Below are 15,749 nucleotides of genomic sequence, written 5' to 3' on the forward strand. Positions count from 1 at the left end.
GAAGCTAAGACTCGCAGCGCCGATGGTACTGCAGGGGGGACCCTGTGGGAGAGTAGGACACCGCCGGACATTCATTCGAGAAGAGCCGCCAGCAGAGATGCTGTGCGGCTCTTCTTGGTTTAACGCCGATCTACCCGGCTTTGGTCGAGCGCCGAAACCCGGCCGGCTGAGCACGCGGTAGCCCCGCCGGCCGAGCAGCCAGCCGGCGGTGTGTCCGACCCGCCGCCGCTCGAGGCGCTGAGCGAGTAGCGCTACCGCGCGAACAGGCGTGTGCGAACCGCCAGCCCTGCACACGCGACGACGGCGATGCCGCCGACGAGCGTCGGCCAGCCGACCGGTTCGCCGAGAAGGAGCGCCGCCCACGCGATGTTCATCACCGGCTGTACGAGCTGCACCTGGCTGACCTGCGCCATCGGCCCGATCGCGAGACCGCGGTACCAGGCGAAGAAGCCGAGGAACATGCTGACGACCGCGAGGTAGGCGAAGGCGAGCCACTCGACGGGCGCTGCCGCGGGCGGCTGCTGCACCACGGAGATCCCGGTGAAGACTCCCATGAGCGGCGCGGCGACCACGAGCGCCCAGGAGACGGTCTGCCACGAACCGAGTTCGCGGGCGAGCAGGCCGCCTTCTGCGTAGCCGATCGCCGCGGCCACGACAGCGCCGAACAACAGCAGGTCCGACCACGCCAGTCGCCCCAGGCCGCCGTTCTGAAGTGAGGCGAAGGCGATCGCCGCGACGGCGCCGAGCCCAGCGAAGACCCAGAACGACGGTGCCGGCCGCTCCCTGCCCCTGACGACCGCCATGACCGCGGTCGCAGCCGGGAGCAGGCCGACGACCACAGCGGCGTGGCTCGCCGGCGCCGTCGTGAGCGCGAACGAGCTCAGCAACGGGAACCCGACGACGACACCGCCCGCGACGACGGCGAGACGTACCCACTGCACCGCCGTCGGCCAGTGCTGACGGGTGAGCGCGAGCGCGACTGCGGCGAGCACGGCGGCGACGACGGCCCTCGCCGATCCGATGAACAGGGGTGAGAGGCCACCGACCGCGACGCGGGTGAACGGCAAGGTGAACGAGAAGGCCGTCACGCCGAGGAGGCCCCACCACAGGCCGGCTCGACTGGATAGCATTGCCGTCGAACTGGGGATAACGCTACTCTGGCCTGTCATGAGTCAGAGTAGCACCGACCGCATCACCGCCGGCCTGCGCGCCTGGATCGCGGCGGCGGCTCCCGGCGCTCGTGTGCCGTCGAACCGTACGCTGACCGCCGAGTTCGGGGCGAGTCCCGTGACGGTGCAGAAGGCCATGCGGCAGCTCATGGCGCTCGGACTGATCGAGAGCCGGCCGGGCGTCGGCACGTTCGTGCGGGCGACGCGCGAGGTGCGGCCTGCCGACTACGGCTGGCAGACGGGCGCGCTCGGCGTGCCACCGGCCCGCGCCGGAGCACTGTCGTCGACCCAGCGTCCGGCGGCTCCCGATGCGATCGCACTGCACTCGGGCTACCCCGCCCGCGAGCTGCTGCCCGAGCGGGCCGTGCGGCAGGCGATCGCGCGAGCGGCGCGCAGCGACGCGGCGATGACCCGGTCGCCGGCGGCCGGCGCGGGCGAGCTGCGGTCGTGGTTCGCGACCGAGTTGGCCGCGGTGACGCCGTCCGGGCTGGCACCGCCCACGGCTCGCGACGCCCTCATCACGGCGGGCAGCCAGCCCGGACTGAGCTCGATCTTCCGGGCGGTGGTGGGCCCCGGGCGACCGATGCTCATCGAGTCGCCGAGCTACTGGGGTGCGATGCTCGCCGCCGAGCAGGCGGGCGTCACGCTCGTGCCCGTGCCGTCCGGGCCGTCAGGACCCGACCCGGCCGACCTCGAGCGGGCGTTCCTGCAGACGGGGGCCAGGGCCTTCTACGCGCAGCCGGCCTTCGCGAACCCGACCGGCGTGAGCTGGCCGGTCGAGACCGGCCGCGCGGCGCTCGAGGTCGTGCGACGACACGGCGCGTTCCTCGTCGAGGACGACTGGGCCCATGACCTCGGCATCGATGCCCCGGTGCGCCCGCTCGCGGCCCTCGACGACGACGGACACGTGATCTACCTGCGGTCGCTCACGAAGAGCGTCTCGCCGGCGCTGCGCGTGGCGGTCGTGATCGCGCGAGGGCCGGCCCGCGAGCGCATCGTCGCCGATCGCGCGGCCGAGGCCATGTACGTGAGCGGCGTGCTCCAGGCCGCTGCGCTCGACGTGGTGACCCAATCGGTGTGGGCGACCCACGTGCGCGACCTGCGGGATCGGCTGCGCGTGCGCCGTGACCTGCTCGTGCAGAGCCTGCGCGAGCACGCGCCGGCAGTCCACCTCCCGGCCGTGCCCGCGGGAGGACTGAACCTGTGGGTCAGGTTTCCCGACGGCAGCGACGTCGAACGGGTCGCCGCCGACGCCGCCGCGAACGGGCTCATCATCGCGCCCGGGCGCGAGTGGTTCCCGGCCGAGCCGTCGGGGCCGTTCGCGCGGCTCAACTATTCGGGCGAGGTCCCGGCGCGGTTCCCTGAAGCGGCGCGCATCCTCGCCGAGTGCCTCGAGCGCGGCCCGAGTGACTGACGGCGCAGCTCAGGCGCGCTCGAGCTGGAGCGAGAACTCGACGAAGCCGTCGGGCTCGACCGAGACGAAGCCGAAGTCGGGTGCCTCGACGCCGTAGTCGGCGAAGGTGATCGGGATGCGGCCGGCGACCTGTCCGGTCGCACCGTCGAGCACGGCCTCGAGCTCCACCGTCACCGGCCGCGTCTGCCCGGCGAGGGTGAGCTCGCCCGAGGCGGTGACCTGCTGCACCTCGCCGACGGCGGGGACCGCGGCGACGGTGATCGGCTCGGTCAGCACGAACGTCGCCGTCGGGAACTCGTCGGTGCGCAGCGCCGTCGACCGGAAGTAGTCGTCGCGGTTCGCCGAGTCGGTCTCGATCGAGGCGACGTCGACCGTGAACTCGGCCGCGGTCAGGCTGAGCCCGTCGACGGTCAGCGTGCCGTCGACCTCCGCCGTGCGGCCCGTCACCGTCACGTCCGTACCGTTCAGCACCTCGTCGACGCGGTACCCCGCGAACGAGCCGTCGGCCACGGTCCACTCACCGCCGAGATCGATCGTCGCGCCCGAGGCATCCGCGTTGCTCGAATCGGCGGGCGCCGCAGTGACCTCGGGTGCCGCATCGGCCTCGCCGACGATGACGTCGCGGTAGACGATGGGGCCGGCGATCGCGGCCGTCGCGCCGAGCACGAGTCCGCCCGCGATGATCGAGGCGATGAGGATCTTCGTGCGCTGCTGCATGCGGCTCCTGCTCGGGGCGTCGTGGTTCGTCGGACCTCAAGCCTCGCCCACGAACGTATGAGAACGCATCGAATCGCCCGAGAAGGTTCCCAGATGACGGCGGATGTCGCAGACTTGCGCCATGAGCGATGACGCTGCGGGCGCGGGGATCGTGGACGGCGACCCGCCGGCGCCCGATCCGCACGTGCTCGGGCCCGGCCTGCTGCCGACGCCGTTCACGGCCGACGAGATCAGGGCGGCCAGCGGCTCGGGCAAGACGATCCGGCTGTTCGTGGAGCTGCCCGACGGCGGTCGATTCGAGCGCATCAACCGCTTCAGCGGCATCGACGCCGACGGGGCGACGCTCGAGCAGTGGCGGCTCGACGGCGACGGCGGGGTCGACGGACCGGTGACGAGCGAGCGGGTCACCTGGCGCGAACTGCAGGAGCACGCGGCCTTCGCCGCCGATCGCACGGACCGCACGACCGAGGTCATCGAGTCGCCCCTCGGTGTGCTCGAGTGCCTGCGCTACGCGACCCGGCACGGCGACGACGAGGCGTCGGTGTCGGTGTTCTGGTTCGCACCCGGATACCCGGGTATGCCCGTGCAGTACGAGGTGCCCACGCCCTCGGGCGTCGTGCGCACGACCGTGGTGTCGGTCGACGTCGTGCCCTGAGGCCGACGCCGCGCCCTGAGACCGACGTCGTGCCCCCGACTCAGCCGGCGGTCGTCGGCTGCCAGCCGAGCGACGGGGCCACGTGCTCGGCGAATGCCGAGACGAGGCGCAGGTTGAACTCGACGCCGAGCTGGCTCGGGATCGTGAGCATGAGCGTGTCGGCCGTCTGGATCGCCGCGTCGCGCTGCAGCTGCTCGACGAGCTGGTCGGGCGTGCCCGCGTACGTCTTGCCGAACGTCGACCGCAGGCCGTCGATGTAGCCGACGCCGTCGCCCTCCTGGCGGCCGCCGAAGTAGAGCTCGTCCTCGGCGGTCGTGATCGGGAAGATCGAGCGGCTCACCGAGGTGCGCGGCTCGCCCTCGTGGCCCGCTTCGCGCCAGGCGGCGCGGAACGCCTCGATCTGCTGCGCCTGCAGCTCGTCGAACGGGATGCCCCGGTCTTCGGTGAGGAGCGTCGACGACATCAGGTTGACGCCCACGCGGCCCGCCCACTCGGCCGAGTCGCGGTTGCCGGCGCCCCACCAGATGCGCGAGCGCAGGCCGGGCGAGTACGGCTCGATGCGCTGCAGCCCGCCGGTTCCGGTCACGGGGCCGGCGAACGGCGAGGAGCGATCGGGCTCGGCGATGCCCTCGCCCTCGATCGCCTGCAGGAACCGCGCGAAGTGCGCGCGGGCGATGTCGGCGCCGCGCGGGTCCTCCGACCCGGTGTAGCCGAACGCCTCGTAACCGCGCACGACGGTTTCGGGTGACCCGCGGCTCACGCCGAGCGCGAGGCGGCCGCCCGAGATGAGGTCGACGGCAGCGGCATCCTCGGCGAGGTGCAGGGGGTTCTCGTACCGCATGTCGACGACGCCAGTGCCCATCTCGATGCGGGAGGTGCGAGCGGCGATCGCCGCGAGCAGCGTCATCGGCGAGGCCTGCTGGCGTGCGAAGTGGTGCACCCGGAAGTAGACCCCGTTGACCCCGAGGTCGTCCATGCCCTGGGCGAGGTCGATCGCCTGCAGCATCGAGTCGGCCGCGGAGAGCTCGCGGCCGCCGCCGAGCGGTCCGTAGTGTCCGAACGAGAGGGTTCCGAAGCTTCGCATGTCAGGCCCAACGTCGCGCGGGCCGGGTGCATTCCGATGCATGGATGCCGCGACTCAGTGCTCTCCCCGATGTCGAAGTCATGAGCATCACTCATGATGAAGCCGAATCGGGGAGCCGCGACGGATCCGCGGCTCGGGGGGAGCGACGATCATGGCTGACAGCGTCACCGTCCTGCAGGACGTCGGATCGGGCGGGAAGACCCTCGCGATCCTCGGCGACGGCTTCGCGGCGGGCAGCGACCAGACGACCTACGACACCTACGTGCGCGACGTGGTGATGAAGCAGGTGTTCGGCGAGGGGTACTTCAACGAGGACGCCGCGGCCTGGAACATCCGCCGGGTGAACCTCGAGTCGGTGCACTCGGGTGCGAGCACGCGCACCTGGAACCTCAACGGCACGCCGTCGAACACCGCAGACGACACCTCCACGGAGATGATCTTCGATACCGCGCTCGGCATCATCTCGAACGGCGAGTGGTGGCACGGCTGGTTCGAGAACGGCGCGAACACCAAGAAGCGCATCGACGATGCGCTGGCGAAATGGGCGCCGGGCGCGGACTTCACCCTCATCATCGTGAACTCGACGCTGCCGGGCGGCCTGCGCACCGGCTCCGTGCTCAAGGTCACGACCCAGGAGAGCTGGGACGTGATCGCCCACGAGATGGGGCACGGCTTCGGCGACCTCGAGGACGAGTACAGCGCGACCGGCAAGGGCGCCTACTCGTCGGGCGAACCGGGGCGGGTCAACGTCACGATCGAGATGAAGCGATCCCGGCTGAAGTGGCGGCAGTTCGTCGCCGGCACGACCCCGATTCCGACGGGAACCGGCAACGCGGCCGGGTGGACCTCCGGCACGAAGCCCGCCGGCTGGGACGACGCCGCGGACGCGGGCCTGTTCGAAGGCGGTGCGACGTTCGAGCGCGGCATCTTCCGCCCGGTCATCGACTGCCGCATGAACAGCAACACGCCCGACTTCTGCCCGGTCTGCTACACCGAGCTGAAGGACACCTACCACGGTCCCGCGAAGCACAGCTTCTCGCGCATGGTGCCGGGCCGGTTCAGCTCGAGCCTCGGGTCGGAGTTCATCGGCGTCGAGGACCGCGCCCTCACCGTGTACCGGGCCGACGGCCCGCGCTGGACGCACAAGCGCACCACGGCGGCGATCGTGCCCGGGTCGTGGGAGATCCGGCCGGGCGACCGCTACTGGGCCGGCGACTTCGACGGCGACGGCCGCGACGAGCTCGTCGTCTACAACTCGACGGACTGGGTGTTCCCCTACCTCGCGCTCATCAAGGTCGACACCGACGGGCGCATGCGCGTGCTGGCGCGGTACGACGGCGACATCCCGGGATGGGGCGGATTCGCCCGGCACGACGACTTCTTCGTCGGCGACTTCGACGGCGACGGCCGCGACGACCTCCTCGTCGCCAACTTCGACGACTGGTCGATGCCCTACGTGGCGACGCTCGTCTCGACCGGGTCGGGCTTCCTCCAGTCGCGTCGCTACGACGGCGACATCCCGGGATGGGGCGGGCTCGCCCGGCACGACGAGATCATGGTCGTGAACGCGAGCGGCACGAGCCGCGACGACCTGCTCATCTGGAACTCGCGCGACTGGTCGAGCGAGTACCTCGGCCTGTTCCGCAACCAACGCGGGGGCTTCCGCTGCATCCGGATGTGGGAGGACGACATCCCCGGCTGGGGCGGCTTCGCGGAGCACGACCGCTTCTTCGTCGGTGACTTCGACGGCGACGGCAAGGAGGACCTCTACATCTTCAACGGATCGGACTGGGCGAACCCGTACCTCGCGATGTTCCGGTCGACCGGGAGCGACTTCGCGTTCGTGCGCATGTTCGACGGGGACGTCCCCGGGTGGGGCGGGATGCGCAGCCACGATCGCTTCCTGCCCGCCGACCTCACGGGCGACGGCAGGGTCGACCTGTTCGCGTGGAACATGGACGACTGGTCGCAGAAGTACGCCGGGCGCATGGTCTCCAACGGCTCGAACCTGTCGGCCGACTTCCGCGAGGACTGGGTGGGCGAGTGGCGGCTCGGCTCGGTCGACACGTTCGACCGGGTGCCGGAGCGCCATCGCATCAGGGTGACGAAGGGCCGCTCGGCGGCGATCGTGATCGGACCGCTCACCCGCAAGGGGCCCGACCGGATCATCGCCCACAACGCCGACTGGATGTCGAGCTTCAGCGGCACCGCGCCGCTGGCCATGAACAGCATCTACAACCGCTGGGTGCACAACTACCGCTTCGGCCGCAACTGGTGAGCCGGGCACGAGGAGGGCGAGATCATGGACGAGCACGGCGAGCGCCCGCGCAAGCCGCTGGACGAGCAGCCGGCCGCGGCGCGGACCGCGGGCGATCGAGGGCGGGTCTTCCGCACCGGGCAGCGCAAGGACGGGCGGCGGATGTCGGCCGTGCTGAAGGAGCGCACCGGCCGCGCGAAGCCCGGCGTCGAGGCATCCCTCGCGCTGTACGGTGAGGAGACCGGGCGGAAGGAGAGGGGGCCGCAGGTGGCACCGCGAGCCGAGCCCGCCCCGCAGGGGCGGAGCGTGCGACTGCGTCTGGAGGTGCACGGCGGGGAGGTCCGCGTGCTCGACAGCCTCGTGGTCGACGTGCCGCCGGCCGATCGGTCGGCCGCGAGGGGCACCGCGTTCATCGAGGTGCGTTCGGGCGCGGCGGTCGTGGCCCTCGAGTCGCTCGTCGATCCCGGACTCAGCGTCGGCATCCCCGACCGGAGCGATCCCGCCGACGCGTTCCGCGGGCACCGGGTCGTCGAGGACGAGTCGTGGGAGGTCGTCGTGCGGATCCCCGTCGAGGCGGTCGTCGATCGGGAGGCCGAGCTCGCGGTCTCGATCTACCGGGCCTCGGAGCGACTGGTGCTCGAGGCGGAATCGGACCTGCCGCTCACGCGGCGCTCGCGCCGGGTCGAGGTGATCGCGGCGAGCGCGCCGATCCGCGTGGCGGAGCTGCCGCACCTGGATGCGGCCCGCGACGAGCGCAAGCCGGAGCCGGGGACCCAGGCGGAGTGACCGTCGGGGGAGCGGTCAGCGTCGACGTGCGTCGAAGCGCGCGGCGATCCACTCCGCGGCGACCGACGGGGCGTGCCGGCGGTGCATCGTGCCGGAATGGTGCGTCGGCCACCAGCGGCTCGTGAGGTCGACGCCCGAGACGCGATAGTCGCGCAGGAGCCGCGCCGTCAACGGAGCGGGCGCGACCTCGTCGAACCGGGCGGCATCGATGCGGACGGGTGCGCGGAAGCCCCGGAGCGCGGCGACCTCGTTCGCTCGGAACGACGTGAGGAGCCGATCGAACAGTTCGGTCCCGCGGCGCCCGCCGATGCGTCCCGGGGCGATCCCGCCCCAGGAGCCGGTCGCCGAGAGCTCGGTCAGGCAGAGCCGGTCGAGGTCGTCCCAGCGCTCCGCCGCCGGCAGGCTGAGTCCGTCGGCCGCGACGAGCTCGCGCATCCGCTCGTCCGTCGTCGCGGCCCCGCGCAGCATGAGTGCGACGAGCGCCGAGACGACCCCCGAGCCGGGAAAGCGCGCACCGACTCGGACGACCGTGCCGATGCTCAGGTCCATCCGCGTCACGGGGGCGAACGCCGAGGTGCCGACGAGCCTCGACCGCGCGTCGGGCTCGTCGGCGACGGAGGCGTGCAGGGCGGCGACCGCGCCCTCGGAGTGACCGGCGGACACCCACGCGTCGCCGAGCGGCGCGTCGTAGGAGGCGCGCGCCCGCATGATCCCGGTCATCGATGCGGCGAGCGACGCCCCGATGAGGTACGGGTGCGCGCCCGGTCCGCCGATGCCCTCGTAGTCGGGGCGCAGGACGGCGACTCCCCGGGCGAGGAGCGCCTCGCACAGCGCGTCGCCCTGCGACATCCGGCGCCACTCCGGGTGCGCCGGGCTGCCCGTGCTCGGTGCCGACCGCGCCGAGCCGCCCGTGGTCATGTGGCCGTACACGACGACCGGGTACCCGCCGGGCGGCGCAGGCCGGTCGGGCAGCTGCAGGATTCCCGTCTGCTCCTGGGCGCGTCCGTCGACCCCCCGCGCCGGGAACGCGACGACCCGCCGTGTCACCAGCGCCCCCGGGGCAGCCGGTGCCGGAGCGACGACGGCATCGTGCCGAGCGTGCGGCCGTCGTGGCGGTCGGCGTCGTCGACGACGTCGGCGAAGAAGCCCACGACGGGCACGAGTTGGCGCCGATCGATGCGCTCGATCGTGTCGGCGTCGTCGTAGAGGTACAGGGGGCCCGAGATCAGGCTGACGGTCGGCACGCCCGCGACGAACGTGAACGAGGCATCGGTCGGGATGCCGCCCGCGAAGAACTCCAGGAGGCCGGCGCCCAGGAGGCTCGTGCCGTGGAGCCGGTGCCGGCGCACCGCTCGTCCGATGCGCCAGGTGAACGCGGGGTTCACGTTGAGGAAGATGCCGCGCGGCTCGGTCTCGCCCGTCGAGGCGAAGCCGCCGTCGGCGCCCTCGACGGCGCGCAGCCCGATGTGCTCGATGGTCGCGTTGAGCACGATGTTCCACGGCGAGTCCGGTGAGAGCACGTACCGGGTCGCGAACGCCCGATGCGCCTGGTAGCCGGTGAAGTGCGTGTCGAAGGTGACGAACAGCAGGGTCTTCTCACGCTCGGCCCCGGCACGCGCCGCGCTGCCGTAGTGCTCGGCGAGGGCGATCACCGCCGCCGTGCCCGAGGCGTCCTCGACGGCGCCCGGCCCGACCGAGTCGTGGTGCGACTGGACCATCACCGCGTCCCGCGTCCGGCCCGGGAGCACGCCGATCACCGTACGCGAGACCGCCTCGCGGCGAGCGACGTCGAGGGTGAGCCGAGCGCGCGTCCGCTCGCCGCCGAGGAGCGCGCGAAGCCGGGCGCCGTCGGCACGTGTGACCCAGACGCCGGGCAGCGGGAAGAGGGTGCGGCGGTAGTACTCGTTGTGGTAGTTCCGGGAGTCGGCGTAGTCGCGGAGCACGCCGATGAGGCCGACCGCGCCGGCCGCAGCGGCCTCGCGCATCGTGCGCGCGAGCGACGTCACGTACGGGTTCCTGCTGCCGAGCACCTCGCGGCGGAGCACGCGGCGCCCGGGATCGTGGAGGAAGAGCGTGAGCGGCAGGGAGTGGCCGACCGTCATGTCGAAGGTGAGGTCGAACAGCACGATCGCTCCGGCGACGTCGTGACGACGAACCCGATCGCTGCCGATGTCGACGACGGGCGCCTCGATGCGGTGCGCGGCATCGCCCGTCCAGTCGTGCGCCGCGAGGCCGGAATGCAGGATCGGCGCGCACGCCACCTCGTCGTCGCCGACCCGGAGCCCGCAGGCCTCGGCGTGCCACGAGAACGACGGGACCTCGAGCACGTCGGTCTGCAGGCCGGCCTCGTCGAATCGCCGCCGGACGTAGCCGGCCGCGGCTGCGCCGCCGGCCGAGCCGGTCGCGCGCGGTGCCATGGCGACGAGGTCCTCGATGGAGGCCATCATCGAGGATTCGGTCGCGATCATGCTCAGAGGATAGGGAGAACCGGGATCTGCACCGATCGGTTCGGCATTTCCTTCACCGGTGAGCGAAAACTGCGTACGATCCGTCACGTGGATGCACTCGGTGACGACCAGCCCAGGATGCTCGGCGAACTCGACCTCGCGATCGTGCACGCGCTCCAGATCGACGCCCGGGCGCCGTGGACGCGCGTCGCGGCCGCGGTCGGGGCGGATGCCGCGACCGTGGCCCGTCACTGGCAGGCGCTGCGCGACGAGTCGCTCGCCTGGCTCACCGCGTGGCCGACGCCGGAACGCTGGTCGTCGACGACCGATGTCGCGGTGGTGCTGCTGGGCCGGCGCACGAGCGACGCGGCGGTCGACGAGATCGCCGCCCTGCCCTGGGTGCTCAGCGTCGACGACACCTCGGCCGGTCGCCTCGTGCTCGTCGCGGGGGCGGGCGGCCTCGCGCTCCTCGGCGACCGCGTGCGTGCGGTCGCACGCCCCGGTGCCAGGGTGCGGCGGATGGACGTCGCGGCGGCGATCGTCGCGGAGGACTCGACCTGGCGGCTTCGTGTGCTGTCGCGCCGGCAGCAGCTCGCGCTCGGCACCCCGCGACTCGGCGACGTCCGCGCACCCCGTGCCGAGGTCGTCGCCGAGCTCGCCGATGCGCTCGACGAAGATCCACGGATGCCCGCGGCCGCGCTCGCCGGCGTGCTCGGCGTCTCGGAGGCGACGGCGCGCAGGACGGTGGACCGGGCCGTCGCGTCCGGCGTGCTGCGACTGGGCTGCGATGTCGCGATGCCGGCCGCCGGGTATCGGCGGGGTGCCGTGCTCTGGGCCCGTGCGGGCGACGGCGATGCCGCCGCGGCGCGCGCGGCGAAGCTGCCCGCGGCCCATCGGGTGGGGGTGCTGGTGGGGCGGGCGCCGCTCTTCGTCGGCGTGCGCGCGCGGTCGCTCACGGAGCTGTCGCAGATCGAGGACGCCTGGGGCGGTGACGTCGAGGTGATCGACCGGTGGACGGTGCTGCGCGAGGTGAAGCGCAACGGGCACCTGCTGGACCGGGCGGGCCGGTCGATCGCCCGCGTGCCCGTGCGCTGGTAGGCGGGCGATCGAGCGGCCCCGTCGTGGCGCGAGGGGGGCATGGATCGGAGGCCGCCGGTGCGCGGTGCGCGCCGTCAGCGCATCGCGGAGGCGGCGGCCCGGCGCAGCCGATCGTCGAGCCGGTAGCGGGCGAGCGGCAGCAGGCTCGCGGCGCACAGGAGCGCCGGGATCAGGGACACGCCGAGCACGATCGCCCACTGCGCCGAGTCGGTCTGCGCGACCGCCTCGCCGGTCGTCGCCCGGTATCCGCCGAGCGAGAGCACGACCCCCAGGAGCGCTGGGCCGAGCGCGTAGCCGAGCAGCTCGAAGCCCGACCACACCCCCGAGATCATGCCGATGCGGTTGGTGCCGCTGCGCTCCGCGTCGTGGGCGGCGAGATCGGGCAGCATCGCGAGTGGGAACAGCTGGGCCCCGGCATAGCCGACGCCGACCACGCCGGCGGCGAGCAGCAGGGTCGCCACGTCGCCCGATCGTGCGGCGAGCAGGGCGACGAGGCCGGTCGTCATGACGAGCGTCGCCACCGCGAAGCCCCGCTTCTTGCCGACTCGTCGGCCGAGCCGCGACCAGGCGGGCGTCAGCACGATGGCCGGGGCGACGAAGCCCACGAAGGCCATCGTGGCGACGCCGGGGTCGTGCACCACGTGTCGGGCGACGTAGACGACTCCGCCGAGCACCATGCCGATGGCGACCGCCTGCAGCACGAACGCCGCGATGAGCGCACGGGCATCGCGGTCGCGGAGCACGACGGCGAGCTGGTCGAACAGGCGGCCGACGGCGACCTCGTCGCGGGTGAGCGGCGAGCGGCGGGTGCCCCACCAGACGCCGAACGTGCCGACGAGGATCAGTACCGACATGGCGCCGGCCATGAGCCGGTAGCCGGCGACGCCGCCGACGAGCTCGACGAGAGCCGGTGCGGTCGCGCCCGAGACGAGGATCGCGAGCGTGAACACGACGACGCGCCACGCGACCAGCCGGGTGCGTTCGGAGTAGTCGTCGGTGATCTCGGCCGACATCGCCAGGTACGGCACCTGGAAGAACGCGTACACGGTCGCGGAGGCGAGGAAGCACCCGAGCACCCACAGGGCCGCCGCGGCGACGGGGGCCGTCGGACCGAAGAACATCGCGGCGAACGCGACGGCGAGGACGATCCCGGCGCGCAGCACGAACGGTCGCCGTCGGTCGTGGGGATGCCTCGAGCGATCGCTGATGCGGCCGGCGACGGGGTTCAGGAAGAAGTCCCAGGCCTTCGGTGCGAAGACGATCATGCCGGCGATCGCGGCCTCGACGCCGAGCAGGTCGGTGAGGAACGGCATGAGGATGAGGCCCGGCACCGTGCCGTACGTGCCCGAGGCGATGCCGCCCAGTGCGTAGCCGACCCTGGAACGGCGCGAGAGCGCGGTCATGGAGCTGATCGTAGGTGGGCGCGGGCACCGGCCGAGGAGATCTGCGTCGAATCCGTCATCGCGGGAACCCGCATGCGCGACATCCGTCTCGGGCGGATCGACCGCATCGAACAGCGCGCCCACGGGGCCGACGACGCTGGCGCGTCCCACGGCATCCGGTCTAGCGTGAAACGCGGGGGAGATTCCGCGTGATTTCCGGAATACCGACCCCCTTCGCAAAGTTGAGTTCAGTAGACTCAAGTTTTGAACGAAGGGATGACTGAGTGGCAAACATGCAGGGTGCGCCGAACTCGCAGGAGGAGCAGAAGTCGGCGCTCGAACAGTTCGGCGTCAACCTGACCGACCTCGCGAAGGCCGGCAAGCTCGACCCGGTGATCGGCCGTGACGCCGAGATCCGGCGCGTGAGCCAGGTGCTGACCCGTCGTACCAAGAACAACCCCGTGCTCATCGGCGAGCCCGGCGTCGGCAAGACCGCCGTGGTCGAGGGACTCGCCCAGCGCATCGTCGCGGGCGACGTCGCCGAGTCGCTGAAGGACAAGCAGCTCGTCTCGCTCGACATCTCGGCGCTCGTCGCCGGTGCCATGTACCGCGGACAGTTCGAGGAGCGGCTGAAGGCCGTGCTCAAGGAGATCAACGAGGCCGAGGGCGGGATCATCACGTTCGTCGACGAGCTGCACCTGCTCATGGGTGCGGGCGGCGGCGAGGGCTCGGTCGCGGCCTCCAACATGCTGAAGCCCATGCTCGCCCGCGGCGAGCTGCACCTCATCGGCGCGACCACGCTCGACGAGTACCGCGAGTACATCGAGAAGGACGCCGCGCTCGAGCGACGCTTCCAGCAGGTGTACGTCGGCGAGCCCTCGGTCGAGGACACGATCGCGATCCTGCGCGGGCTCAAGGGCCGCTACGAGGCGCACCACGGGGTGACGATCTCGGATGCGGCGCTCGTGGCCGCGGCATCCCTGTCGAACCGGTACATCACCGCGCGGCAGCTGCCCGACAAGGCCATCGACCTCATCGACGAGGCCATGTCGCGACTCAAGATGGAGATCGACTCGTCGCCCGTCGAGATCGACCAGCTCAAGCGCCAGGTCGACCGCATGAAGCTCGAGGAGCTCGCCCTCAAGAAGGAGAAGGACGACGCCTCGAAGGAGCGCCTCGCGAAGCTGCGCGAGCAGCTCGTCTCGCTCGAGCGCGAGCTCGCCGAGCTCGAGGCCCGCTGGGCGCGCGAGCGCCAGGGCCTCAACCGGGTGGGCGACCTCAAGAAGCAGCTCGACGAGGCGGTCACGCAGCGCGACCTCGCACTGCGCGCCGGCGACTACCAGAAGGCGTCGCGGCTCGAGTACGAGACGATCAAGAACCTCCAGCGAGACCTCGAGGCGGCCGAGCAGGCCGATGCCGCGGGCAACGCCGGGGGCGAGCCCCGCATGGTCAACGAGCAGGTCACCGACGAGGACATCGCGGCGGTGATCTCGGCGTGGACGGGCATTCCCGTCGGCAAGCTCATGCAGGGCGAGACCGAGAAGCTGCTGCACCTCGAGCAGGAGCTCGGCAAGCGCCTCATCGGCCAGAAGCCGGCCGTCGCGGCGGTCGCCGACGCGGTGCGCCGCTCGCGCGCGGGCATCAACGACCCGAACCGGCCGACCGGCTCGTTCCTCTTCCTCGGCCCGACGGGCGTCGGCAAGACCGAGCTCGCGAAGGCGCTCGCCGAGTTCCTCTTCGACGACGAACGCGCCATGGTGCGCATCGACATGTCGGAGTACGGCGAGAAGTTCTCGGTGTCGCGCCTCGTCGGCGCCCCTCCCGGGTACGTCGGCTACGACCAGGGCGGGCAGCTGACCGAGGCCGTGCGTCGGCGCCCGTACTCGGTGATCCTCTTCGACGAGGTCGAGAAGGCGCACCCCGAGGTGTTCGACGTGCTCCTTCAGGTGCTCGACGACGGTCGCCTGACCGACGGCCAGGGCCGCACGGTCGACTTCCGCAACACGATCCTGATCCTCACGTCGAACCTCGGCTCGCAGTACCTCATCGACCCGGCCCTCAGCTGGAGCGAGAAGGAGCAGGCCGTCATGCAGACCGTGCGACAGGCGTTCAAGCCCGAGTTCGTGAACCGCCTCGACGATCTCGTCGTCTTCTCGGCGCTCAGCGAGCAGGACCTCGCCGAGATCGTGAACCTCTACATCGACCGGCTCACCGGCCGGCTGCACGAGCGCCGGCTCGAGCTCGGGGTCACGCCCGACGCGCGGGCCTGGCTCGCCGAGCGCGGCTACGACCCGCTCTACGGGGCGCGCCCGCTGCGCCGGCTCATGCAGCGCGAGATCGACGACCGGCTCGCCCGCGCCCTGCTCGACGGCAGCGTGCGCGACGGCGACGCGGTCGTGGTCGGCCTCGCCGGCGACGGCGAGTCGCTCACCGTCGCACGCGCCGACGCGGCGCCCGGGCGTGGTGCGGGCGGCGCCGACGACGAGGTCATCGAGGCGGAGCTGCTCGACGAGTAGCGCGGCGCGCGCGTCGGACTCATCGAAGCGGATGCCTCGTGCCGTGCGCCCGGCCCCGCGAACCCCGGTTCGCGGGGCCGTCGTCGGGTACGGCTGGACCGGTGACCGTACCCCCAGTCCGGGGGAGCGGCGTGCCAATTGTCCCCCGTTTCCGGGCGGCGGGTATCCCCCGCGAGTAACGTGACGGCCGGCTCGACCGAGGGCCGCGCCGCGGGGCGACCGGG

12 protein-coding genes and 1 rRNA gene are annotated in these 15,749 nt (G+C 72.1%); 7 read left to right on the forward strand and 6 right to left on the reverse strand.

What is annotated here, in order from left to right; genetic code table 11:
- Positions 1-69, forward strand: a 5S ribosomal RNA gene (gene rrf / locus AC3RJ6_RS06945); the annotation flags it as partial.
- 182 nt (positions 70-251) lie between these two features.
- On the opposite strand, the gene AC3RJ6_RS06950 is transcribed toward rrf, so the two are convergent.
- Positions 252-1,130, reverse strand: coding sequence for a DMT family transporter (locus AC3RJ6_RS06950; RefSeq protein WP_491426248.1), 879 nt, complete (start codon positions 1,128-1,130; stop codon positions 252-254).
- 37 nt (positions 1,131-1,167) lie between these two features.
- Here AC3RJ6_RS06950 and AC3RJ6_RS06955 point away from each other — a divergent pair, with 37 nt between their 5' ends.
- Positions 1,168-2,583 carry an aminotransferase-like domain-containing protein gene (locus AC3RJ6_RS06955; RefSeq protein WP_491426249.1) on the forward strand — a complete coding sequence of 472 codons (1,416 nt, stop codon included), beginning with the start codon at positions 1,168-1,170 and terminating at the stop codon, positions 2,581-2,583.
- Positions 2,584-2,592: 9 nt separating this feature from the next.
- Here the strand turns inward: AC3RJ6_RS06955 and AC3RJ6_RS06960 are convergent, their stop codons facing one another.
- Positions 2,593-3,300: a YceI family protein gene (locus AC3RJ6_RS06960; protein WP_491426250.1), complete on the reverse strand. Its 708-nt coding sequence runs from the start codon at positions 3,298-3,300 to the stop codon at positions 2,593-2,595.
- 121 nt (positions 3,301-3,421) lie between these two features.
- Between AC3RJ6_RS06960 and AC3RJ6_RS06965 the strand changes: the two genes are divergently transcribed.
- On the forward strand, positions 3,422-3,955 hold the full coding sequence (locus tag AC3RJ6_RS06965) for a hypothetical protein (protein ID WP_491426252.1): 534 nt from the start codon (positions 3,422-3,424) through the stop codon (positions 3,953-3,955).
- A 40-nt stretch (positions 3,956-3,995) separates the two neighbouring features.
- Here the strand turns inward: AC3RJ6_RS06965 and AC3RJ6_RS06970 are convergent, their stop codons facing one another.
- Positions 3,996-5,039 carry an LLM class flavin-dependent oxidoreductase gene (locus AC3RJ6_RS06970; protein WP_491426253.1) on the reverse strand — a complete coding sequence of 348 codons (1,044 nt, stop codon included), beginning with the start codon at positions 5,037-5,039 and terminating at the stop codon, positions 3,996-3,998.
- Between the two features lie 151 nt (positions 5,040-5,190).
- On the opposite strand from AC3RJ6_RS06970, the gene AC3RJ6_RS06975 reads away from it, so the two are divergent.
- Positions 5,191-7,317, forward strand: coding sequence for a M64 family metallopeptidase (locus AC3RJ6_RS06975; protein WP_491426254.1), 2,127 nt, complete (start codon positions 5,191-5,193; stop codon positions 7,315-7,317).
- A 24-nt stretch (positions 7,318-7,341) separates the two neighbouring features.
- Positions 7,342-8,082 (forward strand): hypothetical protein, encoded by a 741-nt coding sequence (locus AC3RJ6_RS06980; RefSeq protein ID WP_491426255.1) that lies wholly within the window; start codon positions 7,342-7,344, stop codon positions 8,080-8,082.
- 15 nt (positions 8,083-8,097) lie between these two features.
- Here the strand turns inward: AC3RJ6_RS06980 and AC3RJ6_RS06985 are convergent, their stop codons facing one another.
- Together AC3RJ6_RS06985 and AC3RJ6_RS06990 are read right to left on the reverse strand one after the other, a co-directional pair.
- Positions 8,098-9,129 (reverse strand): lipase family protein, encoded by a 1,032-nt coding sequence (locus AC3RJ6_RS06985; RefSeq protein WP_491426256.1) that lies wholly within the window; start codon positions 9,127-9,129, stop codon positions 8,098-8,100.
- Positions 9,126-10,550: a M28 family peptidase gene (locus AC3RJ6_RS06990; RefSeq protein WP_491426257.1), complete on the reverse strand. Its 1,425-nt coding sequence runs from the start codon at positions 10,548-10,550 to the stop codon at positions 9,126-9,128. The genes AC3RJ6_RS06985 and AC3RJ6_RS06990 overlap by 4 nt, the downstream gene beginning before the upstream one ends.
- 87 nt (positions 10,551-10,637) lie before the next feature.
- On the opposite strand from AC3RJ6_RS06990, the gene AC3RJ6_RS06995 reads away from it, so the two are divergent.
- Complete coding sequence (locus AC3RJ6_RS06995; RefSeq protein ID WP_491426258.1) at positions 10,638-11,627, forward strand: AsnC family transcriptional regulator; 990 nt, start codon at positions 10,638-10,640, stop codon at positions 11,625-11,627.
- A 74-nt stretch (positions 11,628-11,701) separates the two neighbouring features.
- Here AC3RJ6_RS06995 and AC3RJ6_RS07000 read toward each other — a convergent pair whose 3' ends face one another.
- Positions 11,702-13,030 (reverse strand): MFS transporter, encoded by a 1,329-nt coding sequence (locus tag AC3RJ6_RS07000; RefSeq protein ID WP_491426259.1) that lies wholly within the window; start codon positions 13,028-13,030, stop codon positions 11,702-11,704.
- A gap of 272 nt (positions 13,031-13,302) precedes the next feature.
- Here AC3RJ6_RS07000 and AC3RJ6_RS07005 point away from each other — a divergent pair, with 272 nt between their 5' ends.
- A complete protein-coding gene (locus AC3RJ6_RS07005; RefSeq protein ID WP_491427137.1) occupies positions 13,303-15,525 on the forward strand; it encodes an ATP-dependent Clp protease ATP-binding subunit in 2,223 nt (740 codons plus the stop codon).
- Positions 15,526-15,749 lie beyond the last annotated feature (224 nt).

It is taken from the genome of Agromyces cucurbitae (genome assembly GCF_058349945.1).

What these genes read in the sequence shown, in the direction of transcription:
- AC3RJ6_RS07005 (WP_491427137.1), top strand. Translation starts at nt 13,303, where the DNA reads ATGCAGGGTGCGCCGAACTCGCAGGAGGAGCAGAAGTCGGCGCTCGAA.
- AC3RJ6_RS06960 (WP_491426250.1), bottom strand. Translation starts at nt 3,300, where the DNA reads ATGCAGCAGCGCACGAAGATCCTCATCGCCTCGATCATCGCGGGCGGA.
- AC3RJ6_RS06975 (WP_491426254.1), top strand. Translation starts at nt 5,191, where the DNA reads ATGGCTGACAGCGTCACCGTCCTGCAGGACGTCGGATCGGGCGGGAAG.
- AC3RJ6_RS06980 (WP_491426255.1), top strand. Translation starts at nt 7,342, where the DNA reads ATGGACGAGCACGGCGAGCGCCCGCGCAAGCCGCTGGACGAGCAGCCG.
- AC3RJ6_RS06970 (WP_491426253.1), bottom strand. Translation starts at nt 5,039, where the DNA reads ATGCGAAGCTTCGGAACCCTCTCGTTCGGACACTACGGACCGCTCGGC.
- AC3RJ6_RS06955 (WP_491426249.1), top strand. Translation starts at nt 1,168, where the DNA reads ATGAGTCAGAGTAGCACCGACCGCATCACCGCCGGCCTGCGCGCCTGG.
- AC3RJ6_RS06965 (WP_491426252.1), top strand. Translation starts at nt 3,422, where the DNA reads ATGAGCGATGACGCTGCGGGCGCGGGGATCGTGGACGGCGACCCGCCG.
- AC3RJ6_RS07000 (WP_491426259.1), bottom strand. Translation starts at nt 13,030, where the DNA reads ATGACCGCGCTCTCGCGCCGTTCCAGGGTCGGCTACGCACTGGGCGGC.
- AC3RJ6_RS06950 (WP_491426248.1), bottom strand. Translation starts at nt 1,130, where the DNA reads ATGCTATCCAGTCGAGCCGGCCTGTGGTGGGGCCTCCTCGGCGTGACG.
- AC3RJ6_RS06990 (WP_491426257.1), bottom strand. Translation starts at nt 10,550, where the DNA reads ATGATCGCGACCGAATCCTCGATGATGGCCTCCATCGAGGACCTCGTC.